Source organism: Nitrospirillum amazonense, from assembly GCF_029594735.1.
GTDB lineage: Bacteria > Pseudomonadota > Alphaproteobacteria > Azospirillales > Azospirillaceae > Nitrospirillum > Nitrospirillum amazonense.
In genome coordinates, this window is record NZ_JARPAF010000014.1 from 1 (window position 1) to 19003 (window position 19003).

Below are 19003 nucleotides of genomic sequence, written 5' to 3' on the forward strand. Positions count from 1 at the left end.
GAGGCCGACGGCGGCCGTGACGTTGATGCCGGTGCCGGCATCGACGCTGGCCAGGGTCCCCGTGGTCGGCGTGGTCAGGCTGACGTCGTCGCTGCCCACCTTGCCGGTGAAGCTGAAGTTGGCCCCCGTCAGCGCGATGCTGCGGGTGCCGTCATAGGTCTTGCTGGCCGTGCCCTGCAGGCTAGCACTCAGCAGTGCCGGGGTCACCGCGCCGATGGAGCCCGTGACGCTGGTGCTGATCAGCTGGTAGTTGCCAGCCTTCGCACCGCTGAGGGTGAGGCCCGAGGCTGTGACGTTGATGGCTGAGCCTACATCGACGCTGGCCAGGGTGGCTGTGTTTGCTACAACAGATACGTCGTCAGTGCCAACCCGGCCGGAGCTAGCAAAGTTCGCCCCGGTCAGAGTGATGGTGGAGGTGCCGTCGTAGGTCTTGGTGGCGGTGCCCTGTAGGGTAGTTGTAATCGTGGCCGGATTGATTACACCAACTGATGCATTAATACTCGTGCTTGCCAAATGGTAATTGGATGCACTTGGTCCTGATAAAGCCAATCCAGTAACTGAGACTGCTAGGTTTCTACCGACATCTGGAGAAGAAAACACACCAATGCCAGAGGTAGAAAGGCTATCGCCGTCAATGATACCAGTAAAGACGAACGAAATTGATGGTAGGGTAATTGTTGTCGTACCATCATATGTTTTTGTCGCCTTCCGAAGAGCAACCGTAATTGTTGCTGGATTAACCGTTTCCACACCTGCGTAGGCGACTTGATTGGTACCGGCAATGGCACCGCTACCAAATATCGCGTAGCTTCCGACATCGGTATTCGCCGAAGTAGCGACAGTCCATGTCAGATTTGTCGTATCCACCCCATTTGGCGTCGATACAACACTGGAAGTGGGAGACATATTGCCATAGGTTCTAACATCGGTACGGGAGATAACCGCCGTAGGAAATCCACGAAGGATTGGGTAGGAATTACGAAAATCCCAAATACTGGGGTCGTATGAACCATCAGCGGAAGGACCATTAGTGGTCCATTGAGTCCCGGTAATACCACTGGCAACAGACGAAGAGTTGCGGTAGGCGGTTGATGATTCGAAATATCCTCCGGTAACAGCACTTCCGCCGTTGGAAAATGGATCAAAATTCAACAACAAAGCATTGGAGTCAATATTATAACGAGCTAAGGAAAAAGACGCGCTTATAGATGTACCAGTATCAGAATAACCGGCAAGGCCACCAAAATTAGCAACCGATGCCCCTCCAGCGACGGTAATCAGACCATTGTAATAGCTATCTGACAATGATTGTTGGTTAGAACCGACTAACCCACCCAATAAGCCAACCGAACCATTGTTGACATTAATTGACGATGATGAATATACCCTCGTGATGCTGGCATTATTAGTGCCGACAATACCGCCAACAGTACCGTCGCTGTTGTTATCGAGAGTAATAACGCCAAAGCTTGATGAATTTCGGATTGATGCGTTGTTATTAGCAACCAGACCGCCGACCTCTGGCGTACCTCCGGACACATGGATGGTTCCACTAAATGTGGAATTGCTCAATCCGCCATTTCCGTTTGGATCCAACCCAATATTGCCAGCGATGCCACCAATGCTATAATTACCGGAATTATTACTGATGTCGTACGCACCGGCCACGTGCAAGTTGTTAACAGTGCCGGCAACCGTGGAAAAAAGACCGTAACCCCCGTTTACAACATTGACACCGGAGATCGTGTGTCCAAGACCCTCAAATGAACCTGTAAAATCCCCCAACGGCGAGTGATCTAAAGCCCCAAGACTTGAAAAATCCATGTCATGCATGAGGGCATATTTTGCGCCAACATTCATTGATAATAGGTCACTGTAGGTATCAACCAAAATATAGGATGAACCATTAATATTCAAAGTGCTGGAATTTTTGGAAAAACTAACACTCCCACCAAGTGCATTGAATGAGGATGAGCTAGCATCACCGGTTTTAATTACAAGACCTCCCGCTGCACCGGTGATGTTGATTGGAGCATTGATAATAACGTCGTGGTACGCATCCAGTTTTAATGTACCTGCCCCACTCCACGATATGGGTGCGGCCACGACGATGTCCCCTAAGCCGGGGGTGGTCGTGCCGCTACCGGTAGCGCCGCTCACTGAAGTCGTTTCGGTCACATTGGTGCCGGCATCAAGCGCAGCAGAAATGGAGCTGGCGGCGGCACTGTCGATCGTAAGGTCTGTGGGATCGACCAGCCAAGTGCCGCCGACACCGGCGTCAACGTGAGCACGCCCGATCTTTGCCGATCTACCCGAAGTTTCTACGTACCCGTGGCCCCCTTTACCCGTCGCAGAGATATGAGCGCCATCCTCGATGAGCGTGCGGGTGGCAAGATCCGCTCCTCCTGGAGCCGAGGTTCCGATGAGAACGGAGCCACCACTACCAGCAGCCCCATCGGCGCCGATTTGCGCGGTACTCTCGACGGTGACAGAACTGCCATTGACCTGGACGGTGCCCCCGCTGCCATCTCGGGATTGGGCGGTGACGTGGCCACCCACTGTGACTTGGCCGTCCGGAGCGGTGAGAAAGACTCTGCCCTGGATCGTTTGGGTACCTGTTGCTTGGACAAGGCCGCCGGCGTTCCCAGCGAGGGCGTACACGTTGCCCCCGGCGGAGGTCAGCAGAGCGGCCGCGGCGGTGATGTTGCCGCGGTTGGCCACATCGCCGGCCGGCAGGATGTCGGCCACCACGCGAACCCCGGAGTTGTCGGAGGAAAGCAGCACCTTATTGGCTGCCGCCAGGGTTACCTCTCCATTCGCGGCATGGATTTGTCCGTTGTTGCTGACGGCATGCCCGACCAGAACGACGTTTCCATCCGCAGTCACAATCTGGCCGTCATTGACGACCTGACCGTCGGACGCGCCGGCCATGGTCAGGGAGTTGCCTGACATGAAATCGCTGTTGGATACGTCCCGGGTCGATGCAACGAACCCCCCAGCCGCCAAGACCTGGCCGCTGGGCCCGATCACAACGCCATGGGGATTGATCAGGTAGATGCTGCCGGTTGACTGCAGTTGGCCGGCGATCACGGACATGTCGCCGCCCGCCACGCGGTTCAGCGTCGCGCCTAATCCGTTGTTGATCTGAACAGAGGCGCCCTTGGCAACGTTGAAGCTGTCCCAGGTGATGATTCCGCGGGCCGATGACTGGTTGACCGTCATGGCAGAGCCAGCAATCGAAATGCTGCCTGTCCCAGCTACGAAGCTTCCGCCGCTGGGGAGGGGACCGCTTGCAGCCTGAGCTACTGGAATTGCCAACATTGTCAGCGCAGCACTGGTCAACAGGACCCGGCGGAATTCGCGGTGGGTTTTGGTGGTGCTCATGACGGTCGACTGCCTGACTTGGTGTTGACGAACTCGTGTGGACATGGGACAGGCCGTTCAACGACGCTGACCCAGTCGGATGCATTTGCTGTCGGCTTCAGCTTGGGGGGCGCCCGAGCCCCACGGAGGTGGGGGCGGGCGAACCGGCGCCTTGGCGCCGGGCCCCTACAAGGATCGGGGCCGAGCCGGTTTCGGTAGGAAGGGGATCGGTGCCGCCCTTGGGCGGCGCGTCTGCGCTACTGTGACGCCGCTGTGCCGTGCCCGGCTGGAAGCGCTGGTCCTCGTTCATCCACGACCCCGCGGTGAAGATGCGGGAGGGATTTGGCGAAGTTCATGGGCCGCCCGAAGGAAGTCGCGGGCTATTACTTCTGGGGGCACATGGTGCTTGAGGCATAGCGTAAGGAGTTCGCGCCCGTCCTCGCTTCGGATCAGGCGAGAGGCCAGCTCATCATTGGCGCATGCATGGTCATGTGCAGAGAGAACGGCCTGTTGGTATTCATCAAGGGGCAAACCCATGGTCGGCTCCTGGCTACAAGGAAGCACGGAGCGGGTGGAGTGATGGCCGATGTTGATGATTCCGTTCACTTTGCCGTTCCTTTGCAGGAGAACGCGGCAAAGGAAACCAGGCCGAGGGTGACTCCCTGTGTCAGTACTGCTTTATGGAGGTCATCGGAAAGATGGCCTCCGAAAAGAAAATAGCTGCCGGAACCAACGAGGTAGAGCGCATAAATAGTCAACGGCATAGCTATTACAATACTGGTAATGACCAATGGCCATTCCCAATAGTTTATAACAATACAAATAGTGAGAACTAAAGCGATGCAAAACAATGCGATATCAATGTAGCCTTGTAGCATCGTACACCTCAAATAATAGGACGTTTCAGCTAAGCGGACACGGATGGTTCAAGGTCGTAGCGGGTCAACAATTTGCCAAATCATTGAGAGGAGAAGCCAAATGCCCGTGCATGCTGCGAAAATCGAAATACGAATGGCGATACCCCGGAGTCGCGAAGCGGTGTAATGCGCAGTCCATGGCGCATAGAACCAATGCCCGGCCCGACCTGCGCGATGAAGGAAATGGGAGACCGTCATCTCGATGACCGGCCAGCCGACCGATGCAAGCAACAGACTGACACCGCCCAGGAAAAGACATGGGATGGCCGCAGCAAGTGCGTTTGCCCCAGACGCCGCAGCGATTGCCGGCACTTGGGTTTGCAGGTTCAGCACGCTGACGTAAAATTGCCCATGGGTGGCATACCAGCGGAGCAGGGCGGTGCCGACCAAGCTGTTGGCAATGTAGCAGGCGACCAGCATCCCAACGGCAACGATCCGGACGTTCATTGGTCACCCCCGGGAACTACCTCTCGGTATGCGACGGTGAAGCTGTCTAGGCGCTGGAACGCGATCCACCGACTTGTTCCGTCGGACAGCGCGACAGACCGTACCTGCTTGGTCGTGATGGTGCGGGTGTCGATACAGATCCCGGGGTTGGCGCCTGGACATGGGCTTTCACTGAGCCCAGTAACGACAAATGGCTTGGAAGACTCATCCCCATCGCAGTAGTCGGCTTCTTTAATGAGAATGACCCGGGCACCGATGACAGGTGTCCAGGTGGGGTCTTCCTTAGCGGGGGGTAATTCAGCGCTGCAGGCGAGAGCTGTGCTAGGCAGTAAACCGGCGATGAGCGCAATGTAAAGCCATCTCATGATTGGCCGCGCTCCTGGTCTGGTAGGTAGCTTGGCGCGACCACGATATTTGGATCGACATTGCTATTTCCTGGCCGGGAGACAATGCCAGGAAGGACGTAGATCTCGTGGCTGGCCTTCATGAACGCCGAGAGAGAGAAGTAGAAAGACAGAAACAAGAATCCGCCGCCGTATAGTATTGCCTTTTCCGGATTGCTAGTTGCGTCATGGATGAGAGAGTCAATTGCGCCGCCGAGTAAACGCGCAATATACGAAAAAGATAGAAAGGTCAGACTATAACTCACGATATTGAGATAGGGACCGCAGAAGTTGCTGGTCAGAAGTCTCATGCAAATGCTATATATTTGAACTATCGCGCACATTGTCCCGGCAAAAAAAAGGAAAAACTCCTCCAGTGAGTGAGAAAGATCAGTGCCTGCGGAGGCAGATTTAGGCATTAAAGCAATTCCAAATAACAGTAATAGCAGCGAAAAGAAGAACTGCTGTTCCATGCGGACGAAACCAAAAATGGCCAATGCAGACGTTCTAACTAAAGATTGAATATTCCGAGTTGCAGACACAGCTATCTCCTTTATGACTTGCGGGCGGTAACTGCCTGACCGCATGTGAGGTGGTGAAACATGGCACAACAAAAGTCGGCGACCTGCCCAACGGCCTGACCGGGGTGTTCCCGGTGCAGTCGCACAAGTGCGGTTTTGGCCCAGTCGCTGGGCGGCTTGGGTAGGGGTTGGTCGGCTTCCCGAGTGGCGGAGAAAAGGACGTCGATATCATCGACGACCTGGTTCGCAGGACGGCTCAGGCTTGTTTCGATAGCCCACCGCAGCCAATCGCCCAACGTTGGGGTGGCGAGCAGTTCTGCGGCGGTTTTGGGTGCTGTGTTGGACATGCGCATGTTGCGGTCGCTTATTGATTTTCAGTCGGCCTGAAGCGATGCGCGCTGGGTGATGGCGTTCCTGCGCGGGGGAATAACAAAGACGGTGGGCGCGGACTGGATGACGTCTCCTTCGTCTTGAAGGAGGATCAAAAGGATGGAGTTCTGGGGCATGCCCGACAGCGCGGTTTCGATTTGCCAGGTCGCGGGAAGCCCGGGTTCGTGGATCACCAGGACGATGCCCTGCGTCCCTTTGGACGCGTGTTTAACGGTCGCGGACGGTGGAAAGAGCCCCGGTTCATTGGCCGGTTGAAGACTGGGGACGGCCACAAAGGGCGATGATTGGTCGGATTTTGCCGTTGCCGACGGGAGCCCTGGCAGGGGGAGGGTGTTGGCGAGGCTTGTCAGCGACAGGGGAAGGTCTTGCCAGCCGTTCCGAATGTGGACGATCTGGCGCCCCCCAACCATCCAGGGCCGAACTTCCTCAGCGGCCAGGCTTTTGCCGCTACCGATTGGCCCTACCAGAAATAGAGGGGAAGGAGATTTCGAGTTAATATTCCGTATTGCACGCACCAATGCAGCTTTCGTCGCATAGAGCGCATCGCGATCGAGAATATCCTTTGTCCGATCCAATTGAAGGCCACCCCTACTTAAAAGATACGGTGTTGTGCCCGCGCCCATTGCGGTGCGCGTTTTGAAACTCTTTGCATTTTGGATTGGAAAACAGTGGGTCAATAAACGTGGCGACGTAGCAGCGGTATTTAAGATTGGCTACCGCATTCCGCGCTGTGTTGTAGGCGCCCACCGCTTTAGGCCAGCTTCCATAACGGCTATGGAGTTCGGCAAGCAGTGTGAGACCAATGCGAACGTTCACTGCCGGATCGAACAGGGTCCTGATGTCGCTTACCCTGGAACGGTGGGCAGAGACGTGGATTTGCATGCAGCCGGCGTCGACAGACTTGTGAGTGCTGTCGGCGACAAGGAGGGCGATCTCGGCCTTCTGTCGACTGTCGCGAAATACCGGGTTCCCATCGATGTTGAGAGCAAGGGGATTAGGTTCCCCCCCACCGCCACTCTCTGCCCTCGTGACAGCTTCCGCGTAGATGAGAGGAACGCCATGGGCGGGGGCCTGTTGGCGAACCTCATCAAGGCAGCCGAGCTGCTGCGAGTGCGCCGTGGCGGCTATGAAGCAGGCCGCTAGGGCAGCGAGTGCTGCTGGCGCGGCGTGCGTGCGTCGGCCGGGCATGTCAAATCCGCGAAACGGTTGGAGGGTGGGGGCATCAGGGCCTTGCGAAGCCAATTCGCCGGGTGGGTGAGCCGGACTTTTCTGGAGTCCGGGCAATGGTTTAGCCGCGGCCGCAGGGCATGCGGCGTTATCACAAATCCAGTAGTCCAAATCATGTCTTGGCGATCATGAATCAAAATTCGACCGCGCGCACCCTGTGGTTTTCCACAGGTTGGCAGGGTGGATGAAGTGCTGATAGGAGGTCGCGTCCGGCTCTATTCCGCTTTTAGGTGAGTGGACCGGATACCTGCAGTGTTCCAACGGATCCTAATTAGGAGGCGAGGTAAACTCATGAGTCTCTACAACAACATCATTGGCAAGGCGAAGGGCTTTGCGGAGAAGCGAGCGGTGCGTATCGCGGCCACCACCATCCTGGCCAGCGCGACGGGCATGCTGATCTCCGACGTGGCCATGGCCGGAGCGGACACGACTTTCAGCTCGGTGGCGACCAAGGTGGCCGGCATCATCGCCGGTTCGGGTGGCACCCTGGCCACGGGCGCCGCTGTCGGCAAGCAGGTCATGAACGGCGTGCTGGAGTTCAATGCCGGCCTGTGCGTGAAGCCGATCTGCGTCGGCCTGCTGGCCGGCTTCGGGACGACGATCGCCGGCGGCATGGTCACCGCCCTCATCTAAGGAGCTGAACAGCGATGAGCCAGGACATGGAGCAATACTACATTCCCAGCAAGCTTGACGCTCCATGGCGTTTTGGCCCCCTGACCCTGGATCAATTCGCCGGCGGGCTCGTTGGTTTGCTTGGGGGTGTTGTCCTGATGAACTTCGTTGGACCAATGGGGTTCGTGTCGGGCCTTGTCCTGGCTTGTGGCTGGATTGGGTTCTTGGCAGCAGTGCGCGCTCGTGATGGCGGTTTTGTAATAGCCAATTTCTTTTATTGGGTTTTTCCTAGCTTCCATAAAAATCCGTACTTTCTGCCGCCATCCCATATGCGCAATTTCTGGGGTTGAATATGGCAACGGAACTTGAGCGCCGAGTAAATAGGATAACTCGGCAACGCAATTACTTTGCCCTTGGAGCTGGCGGCCTGGTGGTCGCCTTGATGCTTAATGGGGCATGGTCCCGAGTATGCGTCAGCCACACGTACTTTATTCCGGAAATGATGTCAGAAGAGGCATCAATAGATAGTAGGGGACACGGCTCTCCTTCATATCTCTGTGAACGAGCACAGACGATTGCGGGCTTGCTTTACAATAGAACGCCAGCAACTGGTAAATCTAATGATGAGGCGTTGCTCCGGATGGCGCATTCCGAGCAATACGGAAGCCTGAAATCACAGTTGTTGGACTTGGAAGAAAAGTCCCATTCGGCTGAGCGCGATGCGTCGTCTTTCTCAGTGCCCGAAGACTGTCATGGCGATCCTGGCGATAACTCAGCAGCCTTTCCCATCACGGTGAAGACGCTGCTTGGAGACCGGGTCATGACGAGCCGTCGAGTGAAGCTGACGATTTACTTTAAAACGGACAACGGGGTGTTGAAGTGGTTCGCAAATTCGGAAGAGCCGCTCTCCTGACGCGCGGCCTGGCAGCGGTGGGACTGGTAGCCGCGCTAGGGTTTGCGTCTGAAGTTTTTGCGGGGGAGCAGGAGGGCGAGGGCGCCAAGGGCCCTGATGCCATGAAGAAGGCCGAGGATAAGACGGGGCTTGATCCGCAGGTTCTAGAGGCCCTGAAGAGAATGCAGATGGGGGCGGCGCCTTATACCGGCCCTACGAGCAAGCCGGGTTGGACGTCGCCCGTTTTTACGGGAGCCTCGCAGCCTGTCTCCGGGCCTGCGTGTCTGCCAGGAAGCGAGCATGGAAAAGAATGTCTGCCCAGTAGCGGGACCGTCAAAAATGGCGGGCCCAGGTCGGGACAGTCTAAGTCCCCCTCGCAACAGGGTTCTTCCGCGTCCACCCCGCCCTCTTCCAACATTGCATCCCCTCCGCCCGACGGGCGCGACGGCGCGGCGCCGCAGTATGCCAAAGTGGATAAATACAAATCCACGGTGCATCTCAACGTTCGTGACAACGCAGATGTCGCTGTGATTTTTTCTAAGATAGAAGAAAACCGACTATCAGCCCCTAATGACCATATCGTCTCCTTGTCTTTCACAGGCAAGAAGATGGACTACCGACTGGAACCCGATTCCGGGGAGTTGTTTGTCACCTTCACTCCGGACAGGGATGAGAAGGTGGTGAATTTCTGGGTCCTCACCGAAAAGGGCATGTCCTATCGGGTGATGGCTTCATTGGAGGACGTACCCGGGGTCCAGGTGTTCTTTGATAACAATGACCTCGTAGAGGCGCGGGGCAGTGAAAGTGCTGACGGTGAGACTGGCTACACTGGGCGGGTTGTCTCACTGGTGAAGGGGCTGGAGACCGGAAAGCCGTTGCAAGGCTTTCAGGTATCGCGGCCGGTAAAGTCCGTCCAGCTCCTGCCATCCTTGGACGGTCTGGTTCTTGTTGAATATGCGGGGCGGGACCTCACCGGGGACAAGATCGCCTTAAAGAATACATCGGACACTCCGATGTTCGTGGTCGAGTCTGACCTGACAGGCCGCCTGAACAACCTTGCAGCTGTCTGGTTCGATGTTGCCGAGCGCCAGGGCGGCCGAGTGTTGCTTGCCCCCGGCCAGATCATACCTGCTGTGGTGGTCTTTGCGCGGAGGGCCGGTGATGAGTGAGGAAGTCACCAACTCGGCCGTTGGCAGAAAGCAGATACTTGGCGCAGTGGCGGTAGTCGGTGTTATATTCGCCATTCTTGGGCTTATTGGGTATGGCTGGCGTTCCGTGACGTCGGTGACCGCCCAGAATCAGCCCAAAGATATTAAGATCGGAAGCGCCGGCGAGTATAGCCGCACCGATCAGGCGTTTTGGAAAAAATACAACACCGACATTTCCGACTTCGAGAAGCGGCTGGGGGACCTGGAGAAGGGAACCGCGGACAAGCTCGCCAAGGCGGATTATATCAAGGAACAACAGGACCAGGCCAAGCGCATCAAGGAGTTGGAAACAGCCCTTGCGGATGCCAAGACTACCTATGAAGGCGCGCTCAAGGAGGTTGGAGACAAGAATACGCAGCTCCAACAGCAGCTCGATGGAATGTCTGCTGGCCAGGGGCGTCCTCTTGGGCCGATAAACCGGCCCGGAGCTGGATACGGGAATCTCCCTCCAACTGCGCCATTGTTCCAACCTGGAAACCGGGCGGCGGCACAGAGCCTTGTCAACGACGGAGCCTTGAACGGTAAAGTAACCGGTCAGCAGGTCGGCGAGGTGGACGACGGCCGTCCCCATCCGACGGTCGTCAAACTGAACTTGAACGGCGCGGATCGCCGCCGTGCGGCTGTGCTCCATGATCCGAAGGATTATGTGGCTGCGGGGTCCTATGTTCCCGTGAAAGTGATCGTCGGCGTGGACGCTACCACGGGTGTAACGGAGCAGGCTGATCCCCGTCCGATGCTTGCCCGCGTCGAAGGCAAGGCGACCCAGGTTATTGACGATGGCAAGTTCATCGAGACCGACCTGAATGGCTGCGTGGTTATCCTGGAAGGCCGAGGGGACCTGTCGAGTGAGCGGGTTTATGGCCGGCCCTTGGTCATGAGCTGCCCTGGGCCTGGTGGGAAGGTCCGAGAAGTTCGCGTACAGGGTTTCCTGGTTGATCGGGGTACCTCAGGGGTTCGGGGTACCGTCACTGAGCGGACAGGAGACCTGGTGCAGGGGGCAATTCTCGGCGGGCTGCTTCAGGGTCTGGGCACTACGGTTTCATCCGCTCTCAGCCCCAATAATGGCGGCTTCGTCTTCAATAACCAGAACGAGGGCGCCATGACGAAGCTCCGGCAGTCCGGTTACGGCGGCCTGGGCGGCGGTGCGAAGTCTGTCGGCGACAAGCTGGGAGACTACTACATCAATCGCCTCGAGCAAATTCAGCCGGTTATTTCCGCCCCGCCCGGGGCTCATCTGGAATTGGTATTCAGCCAAGGCTTTTACCTCGATGGCCGCTCTTCCAGCGAAGCGGCGGGTGCCGAGGCCGCGTCTGCGCCTAAGGGCCAGGCGATCGACAACCTGGCTGGCCTGTCGCCGGCCGTTCAGCAGCTGCTCGCTGCAGGTGGGAATAAGAAATGAAGAAGATGATGATGGTGGCCAGCCTGACCTTGCTGGCGGCGTGCAACGGCGTTGGACAGGGGCCCGGGGCTGGGCCCAGTTCTGTGCCCGGGCTGGTGAGTGGGGGAACAGTGACCCCCGCGGCTGCAGCCCCGCTCCCAAGTGGGCCCACCCCCGGGTGTGACGATCTGGGCGGGGTCGCGTCGGCGTTCAAGGCGCGTCTTCCCAATACGCCCATCAACTCCCTGAAGTGCTCCGCCATTCCCGGTTTGTATGAACTGGTGTCAGGCGACAACGTGATTTACACGGAAAAGACCGGCCAGTTCATCGTGGTCGGCGCCATCTTTGATTTGGCTACAGGCCAGGACTTGACGGCGCCGGTGATGTCACAGGCTCGTGGCGGCGCGGTGGTCAGCAAACTCCAAACCGGTCAGCCGCTCGGTGTCGCAGGGTCGCCCCATGGCCAGGCCCAGGAATTGACGCCTGAGCGCGTCGATATGGCGGCGCTGTCCAAACTACCGAGCATTCGGTGGGGCAAATTGGGTGCCCCGACCAAAGTGGTGATGTTCGGCGACCCCAACTGCGGGTTCTGCCGACGGGCCTCTGATGCGCTTCATCACATGGGCGTGGAGGTAGCGGAGTACCCCTACAACATCTTCCCGGCAAGCCATGATGGCCTCGTCCAGACGCTCTGCGCGCCAACGGAGAAGCGGGGGCAGATGCTGGAAGCGCTCTATGCCCACCAGCCCGTTGACGGGGCGACGTGCGGCACGGCCGACGGCGAGCTGAATGCCGTTCGGGCCTTTGCGAGCGCTCACGGCTGGAGTGGCACGCCCGTCCTCGTGCGCGCTGATGGGGCTGTGATGCGCGGCTTTCGGGATGAGGCAGCGTTGAAGGCTTTCCTGGGCATCAGCTGACCAGGTCGCATCGCCACACAGGTTCTGGAGAGGATAATGAAGCGATTGTTGGTGATTGCCGCATGTTTGGGCGTCTCTGCCTGTGCGGCGTCAACCCGTGAATCGGAATGGCGGTGCCAACCCCAATCCGGCATGGGCTGTGTGACCGTGGCCCAGGCTGATGGAAAGGACCCGCTACCAACGAGCACCGACGACGGCTCAGGGGATCGGGACGACCGGTACAAGGAGTGGATGGGTGCACAGGCGGTCGCTTCGCCCGCCGGCCGTGGTGTCGGAGGGTTCATCGGCCCGTCGCCGGATCTCGATTTCTCGGGCGGCGCCGGCCGGGTTCCGGAGAAGATCGCGAGGATCTGGTTTGCGCCCAGGATCGACAAGGCCGGAAACCTGCTGGAAGGCCACTACGTGCGTAGCGTGGTCTCCCCAGCGCGCTGGGACCGGTAACTCAATTTCCTGACGGCTAAGTAATATCAGGGCAATACGGTAGGGGTGCCGCTATGAGCTTCATCAATCGTATAAATCGCAAGGTCACCGAGCTTTTCGGCGACAGTGATGTGGCAAGTGTGGCTGGTCTGGACTTAAGCGGCCTCACATCTATTACCGAGATTTTGCCGTACAGAGAATGGAATGACGTTAGTCGTCTGTATGTAAACAATAAGTCATGTGGGTTTATTCTGGAAATGAGCCCCCTGGTTGGTGCTGACGAAACCGTAGTCAACACCATCACCGGCTTGGTTACCGATGGTCTACCCAAGGGTACCTGCGTCCAGATCATTGGCTGGCGTTCTCGCTTCATAGGTCACATCCTTGAGCATTGGGCTCGCCCCCGGCTAAAGGCCGGTGGCATCCATGCCGAGATGGCCAAGTCTCGTGTCGCCTACCTATCGAGAGGCGCATGGTCCCCGATCAGCCCCCAGAGCAATATGCTGCTCGGTGATTTTCGGGTGATCATCGCGGTCAGCTTCATGGGACAGCTGACCCAGGCTCGCGAAGACCAATTGGTGGGGATCCGCGAGCACCTGATCGGAACCTTGAAGGGCATTGGGGGCGTCGCAACCGCGATCGTGGAACCCTCCGCTCTGATCTCGATCGTTCAGGAATGGCTGGAGCCCAATGAACGGGATGAGCGGACCCCTGGGCTGACGTCGGAGGAAGCGGAAGCGATCCGGCAGAAGCCCATCGCCGACTTTCTGTACCGGCCGCACGCCGAGTTCATCCAAGGCGCCATGATTCATGATCAGATGGCGTCGTCAGAAATGCGCATGACCGTTCATCCGGGGCACATTGACTTGGGGGGCGGAAGCTTCGAGTGCCGAACGTTCAGTGTCGCCAATTATCCGCGGTACTGGGCTCAGTGGATGATGTCTCGTGTCATTGGGCACCCTCTCAACCCGTTTGCCACGATCAAGTGCCCGTTCCGGATGACGTTGTCATTCCGGATCCTTGATCAATCCGCTGAGGGTCGGCACGCGACCGTGAAGACGGCCAAGACCAGCAGGGATTTATCGAAGAACGGCGACACCTATCAGTATGACTTGGCCGAAGAGGGCGCGGATTGGCGGTTCGCTAATGCCAAGCTCAAGGAAGGCCAGAAGATGGTCAGGGCTTGCTTCACGGTCGATATATGGGCCCGCAAGAAGAACGGCGAGGAAGCTGAGAGAGCGGTCAAGAACCTGTTTCAGGGGCAAGGCTGGAAGCTCGAGCGTGTGCGCTACATGCAGCTGCCGATGTTTCTTTTGGGTTTCCCGCACACCGCCGGCGAGGGGCTCCTGGCTGATTTAGACAACATGAAGCGCACCCGCCGCATGGTGTCATGGACCCTGGCGAACATTGCTCCGCTGCAGGGTGAGCAGAAGGGGTCTGAGACGCCACACACCTTATGGATTGGTCGGCGTGGGCAGCTTTTCACCTGGTCGCCTTTCGACAACAAGGGGGGCAATCACTCCGCGGCATATGTAGGCCGCCCCGGCGCGGGAAAGAGCGTTCTCTTGCAGGAAACGGCGGCCGGCGTGTTGGCGCTGGGGGGCCGGGTTCGCATCATCGATGATGGTCGATCTGCGGAAAAGGGAGCCAAGCTGCAGCGCGCAGACGTTATCGAGTTCAGCGAAAAGAATACGCCGGAAATTAATCCCTTTCTCATGCTCGACCGGGACGCGATGCACCGCGACCCTGAATATAAGGTCGATGCATTGAACTTTATCAAGTTGGTCATTGGTCAGATGATTCGGTCCAATGGCCAGGTGAACGAGTACGAAGCCGGTATCATCGAAAAAATGATCCGAGAAGAGATGGAAGCGCCGACGTTACGAGATGCGGTAACCGGGATACCGTTTCCTTCTCCCCATGGAGTTTATGTTCGTCTCGGCAAACACGAAGATTTACGTGTCAGAGACATGGCCGTCATGATGGAGTCCTTCTCGAAGGATGGCAATTTTGGCATCTATGTCAACCGGGGTGCCTCAATTGATCTGACGAACCCGATGGTTTTGTTCGAACTATCGGAAATCAAAGGGCGCAAAGAGCTACAATCTATCGTCCTCATGTTGGCCATGTTCCTGGTCAGTGAGGAAATGTACCGGTTACCAAGAAATATCATTAAGCTACTGATTATTGACGAGGCATGGGATTTGCTTCACGGCGAGGGCTCGGCCGCATTCATTGAAGCCTATGTTCGTCGATGCCGCAAATACCGAGGTAGCCTTATCACTGGTACGCAAAGTGTGGATGACTATTTCAAGACGTCCGGCGGTGCCGCTGCATTCAATTGTTCGGACTATGTCGTGCTGCTGCCCCAGAAGCAGGACAGTATTGCTCGCTTGGTTTCTGAGCAAAGGCTGGCGATCAACGAACATAACATCCAGGCCATCAAGTCTCTGAAGGTTGTCGATGGAGAATATTCCGAAGCCTTTGTGAAAGGGCCTGATACCGAGTTCGTCGGCCGAATTGTCCTGGATCCCATCAGCTACGCCACCTTTAGCTCCAAGGGCAGCGACTATGAGGCCGTGGAAGCGATGCTCCGGGATGGCGCGACGCTGGACCAAGCGATCCGTGTGTTCGCCGAAAAGATCGACCGCCAGCGGATGGCAGCCTGATGTCGACGCCCAAGAAGTGGATCAAGAACATCGGTTCGGTTTCGACGGCGGCTGGCCTGGCCTTGCTGATCTGGTCGGCGGCAGTCGGGCGGACATATGCCGGCGCTCAAGCGCAGGCTGGCATGGCCTGGCTCGTTGAAGCGAGCCAGAGCGAATTGCTGTGGGCGAGCTGGGGCCTTTGGGGCGGCCTTTTGTCCTTGGCCCTATTGATCTGGGCGCTGCGCGGTGAACAGCCGGCTAACTGGTTGCCGGCCAACCGGACAGCAAATGCGGTCTACCTGGCCGTCGTCGACGCCGGTTCCAATGTCGGGCTGGTTTTAGTTGGACTGCCATTGCTCTGGTGTCGCGGAAGTCTTCCGGATTGGGGCGCATTGATCTTTGAACATGCAATCAACGATCCCGTGGAGATGGTGGCAGACCTGATTCTTGGCGGTCAGATAACAGTCGGCGTACTTTTTGTCGTTCAACTGAGCCTCGAATTAACAGGACTCCATTTCCCTTCTTTTTCCAGATATTCGAAGGAGTGAGTGTAAGTCATGAAAAAGACCAATTTCCCCTTGAAGGTTTTAGGGTATGTCGGGATCAGCATGATGTCTATCACGGCCTACCATCTGTTGGTCTTGGGGCCGTCCATTAAAAAGGTCGAGACCTACAAACCGGTGGCGGTTCTTTCAGCAAGCGATGTGGGCTCGGCTTTCAAGCTTCAGATCGCGAAGCTTGGGAAGTCGGAACCTGAGATGGCGGCTGACGCTGCAAAGTTCGGTGCAGACCTCCAGACGGTCGTGCAAGCGATCGAGGACCGGGATGGTGTGATCCTGATCGAGCGAGAGGCCGTGGTTGGCGGGGTTCCGACGGACTACACCGGCGTGGTTGCCAAGGCCCTCGGGGTGAATCTCGGCGTCCTCGAGAGTGGGAGTGTCGGGGGCAGTAAATGACCCCCCGCCAAGCCCTCTTAGCCGGCTGGTTCGTCGCGGCATTTGCGGGGTTGGTGTGGGTGAAAGGTCATTATGTCTTCGAGACGAACCTTTCCGGCAGCCTACCGGGGATTTTCTACTGGGTAAAGCTGGGGGAACCGGTTCCGCGGGGTGGACTAGCGTTGTTCCCGGCCCCGCCAGGTAACCCTGAGTTTCGGGAAGATTTCGTAAAGATCGTGCAGGGCCTCGGGGGCGACTTGGTTGAGCGTCGCGATGGTGTGGTCTTCGTTCAAGGCGTCGAGATTGGTCGCCTTCTGGAGAAGACGTCTAAGGGTCATGTGCTCATTCCCGGTCCGACCGGAGTCATTCCAGAAGGTTTTGCATTTGTTCGAGGGACCCATGCGCGATCTTATGACAGCCGCTACGGTGAGATTGGGTTTATTCCTGTGTCTCAGTTTCGCGGGCGCGCCTATCAGCTGCTCTGAGGCGATGGCGTCTGACCTTGGCGCACAGGGGACAAGCTACCGTATTGTCGAGCGCGACCTCCTGGATAGCATCCAGGCCAAGCTGCAGGCCCTCCAAGCAAGTGGCAAACTGGGTGACTTTCAATCTGCATTAAAGCAGCGTTCTGAAGAGCACGCCCGCCGGCCGGCCCCCGTTGAGGGCATTACGCGAACGGTCGAGCCAAGGACCTTTCTGGTCGATCCTTCCCTCGTCGTGCAGCATGACGTGGCCGATCACCGGGGTGTGATTTTTGCTCATCAGGGACAGCGGATCAATCCGCTTGCTCACATGCCGTTTCGGAAGGTCGTCTTGTTTTTTAACGGCGACGACGCGGACCAAGTGGCATGGGCGGGCAGGGAAATATCGCGGCTCGGTTGGGATCGTGTGAAACCGATCATGGTCCGAGGTGATGTGTTCGACGTCATGAACAAAGTTCATGGCGTTGTCTACTTCGACCAAGGTGGGGATATCACGCGTCGCTGGGGCATCTTGCATGTTCCTGCCGAGGTGGCTCAAGAGGGCCTGGCTCTTCGCGTTAGCGAGGTCCAGCCATGAAGCGCCTTCTCCGGTCGCTTGCGATCGCGTTGGTGGTGGTTGGTTTGTTCGGGACGCCGCGGCCGGCTACTGCATCCTGCACGGGGGCGTTTGTCAATCCGATCACCGATATTTGCTGGAGTTGTCTCTTCCCCTTGACCATAGGGAGCATCACCCTGATCGGTGGTGATCGACCAGACACGCCGAACCCCGATTTTCCGATTTGTGCGTGTCCTATCGAGGTTCCGCCGTTTGTTCGTCTTGGCATCGCAGTAGGGTTCTGGGAGCCCGTTCGCCTGGTCGACGTGACGCACGATCCCTGGTGCATGGTGAACCTAGGCGGCATCCAGTTGGCTGCACCTTTCAAGCAAGGAAGCAGCGAGCCTGCGCCGAGCTTACCCGGAGGGGTGAACAACGCAAACTGGCAAGTCCACTGGTACATTTATCCGGTGATGTACTGGCTTGAATTGCTCATGGACTTTATCTGCATAGAACAGTCGACCTTTGACATTGCGTATTTGACAGAAATCGATCCGATGTGGATGGACGACGAAATGACGTTCCTTCTCAATCCGGAGGCTGTTCTCTTTGATAACCCCATAGCGCAAGCCGCCTGTGCGGTAGATTGCGCGGCAACGACGGCCTCAGGTTTGGCCCTCGACCCATTATTTTGGTGTGCCGGTTGCCAGGGGTCCATGTACCCGCTTGATGGGCAGATCCAAGGGGAGAATTCCGAGGTCCAGGGCAGCCTGCTGATGGCAGAGCGGATGGCCTACAAGCTGCACCGAGAGTTGATCCTATGGGGCTCAATGGGGTCTGACGGCATGTGCGCCCGATATCCAATGCCTGTGATCCGGAAATCCCAGTACCGGTTTCAGCTGGTCAACCCTGTTCCGAATTCCAATGGGGATTTGGCCTGCCCAAGCATCGGCACAAGCACGGTCCTGTACGAGGGCGGGAAGATGGTTCCGCAGGTAGGTGAGAACTTTGGTTATCTCCTTTGGAGGAAAAGAAATTGCTGCGTTTTCTGATGGCTGGCTTAGCGGTTGTAATTGGCGGCGCCCTTGTGGCGCCGCCAGCCTTTAGCCAACCGACAGTGGATGAATTCCTCCGTCAGAACCCCGCGGCGATGAAGGACGCGCAGGAGGTGATTGATGCCCTGCGAGGCAAGCACGTCCAGGCATCACCGGACGGCGAGGGAGCGAACGGCATCGATCTAGGTTCCATGATCACTACGGATGCTATCGACCCTCAACAAATTAAGGAAAAGAAAGCGGTCCCGCCGCTGCTGGTTTTCATCAGTAGTTCGATGCCTCCGGCCAGCGTAAAGGCGGTTACCCAGGATGTGGTACGGGCGGGCGGGGTGGCGGTGCTTCGAGGTTTAGTCAACGATTCCATGAAGGACACGGCCAGCTATCTTTTCTCGGCGTTTGGAGAGAAGGCCCAGAACCTGGGCGTGATCATCGATCCCCGCCTTTTTCGGGTCTACGGAGTGAATGCCGCACCGACCTTCATTGTTGCACAGAAAGGCGCGGAACCCTGCGACGGCAAGGACTGCGAAACACCTGCATACGACAAGGTGGTTGGCGATATTACGCTGCGGAAGGCCTTGGAAATCGTTGTACGGGATGGCGACGCGGGCCGGGTCGTTGCTGCAAAGGGTCTGGCCTCCCTGGGGGGCGCGCAATGATCTCGATACGGGCGTTG

20 protein-coding genes are annotated in these 19003 nt (G+C 57.4%); 14 read left to right on the top strand and 6 right to left on the bottom strand.

Features of this window, described 5'->3' with window-relative positions:
* The 6 genes from P5F91_RS28920 to P5F91_RS29965 all read right to left on the bottom strand — a co-directional run.
* A partial coding sequence (locus P5F91_RS28920) for a beta strand repeat-containing protein (RefSeq protein ID WP_277908983.1) occupies nucleotides 1-3384 on the bottom strand: 3384 nt, incomplete at its 3' end.
* A 581-nt stretch (nucleotides 3385-3965) separates the two neighbouring features.
* Entirely contained in the window at nucleotides 3966-4241 is a 276-nt protein-coding gene (locus P5F91_RS28925; RefSeq protein ID WP_277908984.1) for a hypothetical protein, read from the bottom strand.
* Nucleotides 4242-4289: 48 nt separating this feature from the next.
* Complete coding sequence (locus tag P5F91_RS28930) at nucleotides 4290-4727, bottom strand: hypothetical protein (protein ID WP_277908985.1); 438 nt, start codon at nucleotides 4725-4727, stop codon at nucleotides 4290-4292.
* Nucleotides 4728-5088: 361 nt separating this feature from the next.
* Entirely contained in the window at nucleotides 5089-5583 is a 495-nt protein-coding gene (locus P5F91_RS28935) for a hypothetical protein (RefSeq protein ID WP_277908986.1), read from the bottom strand.
* A gap of 422 nt (nucleotides 5584-6005) precedes the next feature.
* Nucleotides 6006-6596, bottom strand: a complete 591-nt coding sequence (locus tag P5F91_RS28940; protein WP_277908987.1) for a hypothetical protein — start codon at nucleotides 6594-6596, stop codon at nucleotides 6006-6008.
* Nucleotides 6597-6609: 13 nt separating this feature from the next.
* Nucleotides 6610-7209, bottom strand: coding sequence for a transglycosylase SLT domain-containing protein (locus P5F91_RS29965; RefSeq protein WP_422394506.1), 600 nt, complete (start codon nucleotides 7207-7209; stop codon nucleotides 6610-6612).
* Between the two features lie 330 nt (nucleotides 7210-7539).
* Between P5F91_RS29965 and P5F91_RS28950 the strand changes: the two genes are divergently transcribed.
* From P5F91_RS28950 to trbC, 14 genes are all read left to right on the top strand, one after another.
* Nucleotides 7540-7881 (top strand): hypothetical protein, encoded by a 342-nt coding sequence (locus tag P5F91_RS28950; RefSeq protein ID WP_277908989.1) that lies wholly within the window; start codon nucleotides 7540-7542, stop codon nucleotides 7879-7881.
* Nucleotides 7882-7895: 14 nt separating this feature from the next.
* Entirely contained in the window at nucleotides 7896-8210 is a 315-nt protein-coding gene (traL, locus tag P5F91_RS28955; RefSeq protein WP_277908990.1) for a type IV conjugative transfer system protein TraL, read from the top strand.
* Between the two features lie 2 nt (nucleotides 8211-8212).
* Nucleotides 8213-8773, top strand: coding sequence for a TraE/TraK family type IV conjugative transfer system protein (locus P5F91_RS28960; RefSeq protein ID WP_277908991.1), 561 nt, complete (start codon nucleotides 8213-8215; stop codon nucleotides 8771-8773).
* A gap of 101 nt (nucleotides 8774-8874) precedes the next feature.
* On the top strand, nucleotides 8875-9921 hold the full coding sequence (locus P5F91_RS28965; protein WP_277908992.1) for a TraK domain-containing protein: 1047 nt from the start codon (nucleotides 8875-8877) through the stop codon (nucleotides 9919-9921).
* Nucleotides 9914-11359 carry a TraB/TrbI/VirB10 family type IV secretion system protein gene (locus tag P5F91_RS28970; RefSeq protein WP_277908993.1) on the top strand — a complete coding sequence of 482 codons (1446 nt, stop codon included), beginning with the start codon at nucleotides 9914-9916 and terminating at the stop codon, nucleotides 11357-11359. The genes P5F91_RS28965 and P5F91_RS28970 overlap by 8 nt, the downstream gene beginning before the upstream one ends.
* Nucleotides 11356-12255: a DsbC family protein gene (locus tag P5F91_RS28975; RefSeq protein ID WP_277908994.1), complete on the top strand. Its 900-nt coding sequence runs from the start codon at nucleotides 11356-11358 to the stop codon at nucleotides 12253-12255. Before P5F91_RS28970 ends, P5F91_RS28975 begins: the two co-directional genes overlap by 4 nt.
* A 36-nt stretch (nucleotides 12256-12291) precedes the next feature.
* Entirely contained in the window at nucleotides 12292-12696 is a 405-nt protein-coding gene (locus P5F91_RS28980; protein WP_277908995.1) for a TraV family lipoprotein, read from the top strand.
* Between the two features lie 53 nt (nucleotides 12697-12749).
* Nucleotides 12750-15344, top strand: coding sequence for a type IV secretion system protein TraC (gene traC, locus P5F91_RS28985; protein WP_277908996.1), 2595 nt, complete (start codon nucleotides 12750-12752; stop codon nucleotides 15342-15344).
* The gene (locus P5F91_RS28990) at nucleotides 15344-15871 is read left to right on the top strand and encodes a hypothetical protein (RefSeq protein ID WP_277908997.1); all 528 of its coding nucleotides are present in this window, start codon (nucleotides 15344-15346) and stop codon (nucleotides 15869-15871) included. Before traC ends, P5F91_RS28990 begins: the two co-directional genes overlap by 1 nt.
* A 9-nt stretch (nucleotides 15872-15880) precedes the next feature.
* Nucleotides 15881-16279, top strand: coding sequence for a hypothetical protein (locus tag P5F91_RS28995; RefSeq protein ID WP_277908998.1), 399 nt, complete (start codon nucleotides 15881-15883; stop codon nucleotides 16277-16279).
* Nucleotides 16276-16743 carry a S26 family signal peptidase gene (locus tag P5F91_RS29000; RefSeq protein WP_277908999.1) on the top strand — a complete coding sequence of 156 codons (468 nt, stop codon included), beginning with the start codon at nucleotides 16276-16278 and terminating at the stop codon, nucleotides 16741-16743. The genes P5F91_RS28995 and P5F91_RS29000 overlap by 4 nt, the downstream gene beginning before the upstream one ends.
* 4 nt (nucleotides 16744-16747) lie before the next feature.
* On the top strand, nucleotides 16748-17317 hold the full coding sequence (traW, locus tag P5F91_RS29005) for a type-F conjugative transfer system protein TraW (RefSeq protein ID WP_277909000.1): 570 nt from the start codon (nucleotides 16748-16750) through the stop codon (nucleotides 17315-17317).
* Nucleotides 17314-18327, top strand: a complete 1014-nt coding sequence (traU, locus tag P5F91_RS29010) for a conjugal transfer pilus assembly protein TraU (RefSeq protein WP_277909001.1) — start codon at nucleotides 17314-17316, stop codon at nucleotides 18325-18327. Before traW ends, traU begins: the two co-directional genes overlap by 4 nt.
* The gene (trbC, locus tag P5F91_RS29015) at nucleotides 18312-18986 is read left to right on the top strand and encodes a type-F conjugative transfer system pilin assembly protein TrbC (protein WP_277909002.1); all 675 of its coding nucleotides are present in this window, start codon (nucleotides 18312-18314) and stop codon (nucleotides 18984-18986) included. Before traU ends, trbC begins: the two co-directional genes overlap by 16 nt.
* The last annotated feature ends 17 nt before the right edge of the window (nucleotides 18987-19003 follow it).

Excerpts from the sequence above, each read along its gene's own strand:
- traU (WP_277909001.1), top strand. The coding sequence starts at position 17,314 with ATGAAGCGCCTTCTCCGGTCGCTTGCGATCGCGTTGGTGGTGGTTGGT.
- traL (WP_277908990.1), top strand. The coding sequence starts at position 7,896 with ATGAGCCAGGACATGGAGCAATACTACATTCCCAGCAAGCTTGACGCT.
- P5F91_RS29000 (WP_277908999.1), top strand. The coding sequence starts at position 16,276 with ATGACCCCCCGCCAAGCCCTCTTAGCCGGCTGGTTCGTCGCGGCATTT.
- P5F91_RS28930 (WP_277908985.1), bottom strand. The coding sequence starts at position 4,727 with ATGAACGTCCGGATCGTTGCCGTTGGGATGCTGGTCGCCTGCTACATT.
- P5F91_RS29965 (WP_422394506.1), bottom strand. The coding sequence starts at position 7,209 with ATGCCCGGCCGACGCACGCACGCCGCGCCAGCAGCACTCGCTGCCCTA.
- P5F91_RS28960 (WP_277908991.1), top strand. The coding sequence starts at position 8,213 with ATGGCAACGGAACTTGAGCGCCGAGTAAATAGGATAACTCGGCAACGC.
- P5F91_RS28935 (WP_277908986.1), bottom strand. The coding sequence starts at position 5,583 with ATGGAACAGCAGTTCTTCTTTTCGCTGCTATTACTGTTATTTGGAATT.
- P5F91_RS28970 (WP_277908993.1), top strand. The coding sequence starts at position 9,914 with ATGAGTGAGGAAGTCACCAACTCGGCCGTTGGCAGAAAGCAGATACTT.
- P5F91_RS28990 (WP_277908997.1), top strand. The coding sequence starts at position 15,344 with ATGTCGACGCCCAAGAAGTGGATCAAGAACATCGGTTCGGTTTCGACG.
- P5F91_RS28980 (WP_277908995.1), top strand. The coding sequence starts at position 12,292 with ATGAAGCGATTGTTGGTGATTGCCGCATGTTTGGGCGTCTCTGCCTGT.
- P5F91_RS28965 (WP_277908992.1), top strand. The coding sequence starts at position 8,875 with ATGAAGAAGGCCGAGGATAAGACGGGGCTTGATCCGCAGGTTCTAGAG.
- P5F91_RS28975 (WP_277908994.1), top strand. The coding sequence starts at position 11,356 with ATGAAGAAGATGATGATGGTGGCCAGCCTGACCTTGCTGGCGGCGTGC.
- traW (WP_277909000.1), top strand. The coding sequence starts at position 16,748 with ATGGCGTCTGACCTTGGCGCACAGGGGACAAGCTACCGTATTGTCGAG.
- P5F91_RS28995 (WP_277908998.1), top strand. The coding sequence starts at position 15,881 with ATGAAAAAGACCAATTTCCCCTTGAAGGTTTTAGGGTATGTCGGGATC.
- P5F91_RS28925 (WP_277908984.1), bottom strand. The coding sequence starts at position 4,241 with ATGCTACAAGGCTACATTGATATCGCATTGTTTTGCATCGCTTTAGTT.
- P5F91_RS28950 (WP_277908989.1), top strand. The coding sequence starts at position 7,540 with ATGAGTCTCTACAACAACATCATTGGCAAGGCGAAGGGCTTTGCGGAG.
- traC (WP_277908996.1), top strand. The coding sequence starts at position 12,750 with ATGAGCTTCATCAATCGTATAAATCGCAAGGTCACCGAGCTTTTCGGC.